Here is a 2,268-nt window from a genome sequence, read left to right on the forward strand (position 1 = left end):
ATCCGTCACCAGATCGCTTGAAACCACAACTCAACGACACCTAACAAAGCCCTACTAGCCGACTTCTGGCACCCCACAGGCAGTTGCTGGCCGACGAGCTGAACCAGACGATCGCCTCGTCCGATCTGGTGGGAAGAGTCTCGCCGATGAGTAGCCCCGAGGAAGGGCAGCCCGCCGTGGGTGCGTCGAGCTGACCGACGTCCCGAGGAACCACCGAACGCTTCTCGGCTCTCGGGTGGAACGTTCAAGCTCGGCGGTTCCTTTCCGGACAAGTCAGCGGAGGTACACGAGTGGGAACAACATGTTCTCCCTGCGGGGAATGACTGCCGGTACGTCCGCTTGGGAGGCTGGCAGCGTTGCTGCGACAGCTCGCCGTCACGAGGGCGGCGATCGTTTGCGCTGACTTACCGGGCGCCAACCACCAGGGCGGGCCAGTCGATGCGGTAGTCGTACATCCAGCTGAGGCTGTTGCTGGTGACCATTTTCCGCATGATCATCGGCAGCACCATGTCTCGGATCGTTGCGCCGAACCGGCCCTGCGTCTTGCCGTCGCCGCTGCGCTTGCCGTGCTTGACGACCCGCTCGACCCGCTCCCGACGGAGCTTCTTGAAGGAGGCGAAAGTGGCCGCGGTGTCGGGGATGTCGCGGAGGCACTTGGCGAGCATGATCGCGTCCTCGATCGCCATGGAGGCGCCCTGACCGGACGATGGTGAGGTGGCATGGACGGCGTCTCTGACTATGACCATCCGCTGGTTGTGCCAGGTCGGCACGGTCGGGAAGTCGTAGGTGTTCCAGCCTGGGAAGATGTCGTCGGTAGCGGCGATGATGTCGAGCATCGGCCCGGTGTCGTCGCGGAACAGGTCGACCAGGCGGGCCCGCCACCGCTCGGACGTGATGGCAAGCAGCTCCTCCCGGGTCGGTTCCCGGCGGCTCGGTGGGTTCGCGAACCACCAGATCTCGCTGTTGGGATGGATGAAGTAGCCGAAGAAGCAGCGACGCCCGAACACGAAATGCGCCACCCCGGGCTCGCCGGGCAGGTGTAGGCCGCGCGCGTACCCACCGGTGTTGAGCAGGCCGATGTGCCGGGCGCGCGGCGCGTTCGGGTCGATGATGGTACGGGTACGCGAGCGCAGGCCATCCGCGCCGATGAGCAGGTCCCCTTCGGCGGTGGTGCCGTCGGTGAACATTGCCCGCATGCCCGTTGGCGTGGCCTCGGCGTTGTCCAGACACCGGCCGTACTCAATGCTGATGCCGCGCCGCACAGCCTCGTCGTGCAGCTTCTCGTACAGGTCGGTCCGCGCCACCGTGCGGGCCGGCATGGCGACCGTGGCCAGCTCCTTGCCGCCGCTGATGAGCTTCATCGCCGGTGTGTCCATGCCGAGATCGCAGACCGTGTCCTTCAGATCGAGGACGTCGAGAGCTTCCAGCCCGTTGACGGCCAGGGTCAGGAACGCGCCGACGCCGTCCGAGCCGCGACCGTACGCCTCAAAGACGACCGAGTCGATGCCCGCTCGCTGGAGCGCCATTGCGGTCACCGGGCCCGCGACACCCCCGCCGATGATCAATGCTTTTTTGGTCATAGTCATACTATACATATCATGACTATCGCGCTGCCAGCCCCGATAGGCTCGCACAATGTCAGCGCCTCGCCGATCGGTGCTCGCTATGGCCGTGCTGTCGATGCTCACCGAGGAGCCGATGCACGCGTACCGGATGCAGCAGTTGATCAAGGAACGGCGCAAGGGTGACGTCGTCAACGTCACCCAGCGCAACAGCATCTATCAGACGATCGACCGGCTGCTCCGGGACGGCCTGGTCGCGGTGGAGTCGATGGCGCGCGCGGCGAACCGTCCCGAGCGGACGACCTACCGGATCACCGACGCGGGCCGGGTGATTCTGCGGGCATGGCTGGACGCCATGCTCTCCACGCCCGCCCGCGAGTACCCGGAGTTCCCCGCCGCCCTTTCGTTCCTGCCCAGCCTCACCCCGCTGGAGGCCGTCGACGCGCTCACCACCCGGGTCTCCCGCCTAGAGCAACAACTGGCGGCGGTCGAAGACGAGCTCACCCAGGGCCGTACGTTCCTGCCCCGACTCTTCCTTATCGAGTTCGAGTACCAGCGGCAGGTCCTCGCGGCCGAGCTGGACTACGTCAAGGCGCTCGTTGACGACCTACATGCCGAGCGCATCACGTGGCCCGCCACGCCCTGACGAATCCGGACGCGCCGGATCGGCGGCTCGGTCGTGGACGGTGAAGCTATTCCGAAACCG

Annotated in this window: 2 protein-coding genes; one reads left to right on the forward strand and one right to left on the reverse strand. The window is 65.9% G+C overall.

Annotation, left to right across the window (positions count from 1 at the left end; translation table 11 throughout):
- Nucleotides 1–404: 404 nt before the first annotated feature.
- Nucleotides 405–1,586, reverse strand: a complete 1,182-nt coding sequence (locus G6R25_RS23535; protein ID WP_235949498.1) for an FAD-dependent oxidoreductase — start codon at nt 1,584–1,586, stop codon at nt 405–407.
- Nucleotides 1,587–1,665: 79 nt separating this feature from the next.
- On the opposite strand from G6R25_RS23535, the gene G6R25_RS23540 reads away from it, so the two are divergent.
- On the forward strand, nt 1,666–2,208 hold the full coding sequence (locus G6R25_RS23540; protein WP_163554609.1) for a PadR family transcriptional regulator: 543 nt from the start codon (nt 1,666–1,668) through the stop codon (nt 2,206–2,208).
- Nucleotides 2,209–2,268: the final 60 nt, after the last annotated feature.

It is taken from the genome of Candidatus Frankia alpina, from assembly GCF_902806485.1.
Lineage (GTDB): Bacteria > Actinomycetota > Actinomycetes > Frankiales > Frankiaceae > Frankia > Frankia alpina.

Coding starts and splice junctions, on each gene's coding strand:
- G6R25_RS23540 (WP_163554609.1), top strand. CDS start 1,666: ATGGCCGTGCTGTCGATGCTCACCGAGGAGCCGATGCACGCGTACCGG.
- G6R25_RS23535 (WP_235949498.1), bottom strand. CDS start 1,586: ATGACTATGACCAAAAAAGCATTGATCATCGGCGGGGGTGTCGCGGGC.